At 62.3% G+C, this 236-nt stretch carries 1 pseudogene; it reads left to right on the forward strand.

Going from position 1 to position 236, the window contains the following annotated elements:
• A pseudogene (locus KVT32_RS31550) lies at positions 1-236 on the forward strand (DUF2034 domain-containing protein); the annotation flags it as partial.

A 236-nucleotide genomic window follows, 5' to 3' on the forward strand; every position in this document is an offset into this window, starting at 1 on the left:
TTCAGCGCGGCAACGACCCCGAGTTATACGCCGCAGGCACTCGAATTTGGCGCCGATAACCCCCTGCAGTTGCTCGATGGGCCGCAGTTCGTGGAGAAGTTGCGCGGGTTGCCTCCGGCGCAGCAGATCAAGCTGTTGCAGTTTGCCTTCGAAGGGGATTACACGACGCCGACATGTGCGTCTTGCGGGGTCAAGCTGGTTCGGCGGCAGGGTAAGCGGGGGGATTTCTGGGGGTG

Origin of the sequence: Achromobacter sp. GbtcB20 (assembly GCF_019091095.1) — a bacterium.
In the GTDB taxonomy this organism is placed as follows: domain Bacteria; phylum Pseudomonadota; class Gammaproteobacteria; order Burkholderiales; family Burkholderiaceae_B; genus Achromobacter; species Achromobacter mucicolens.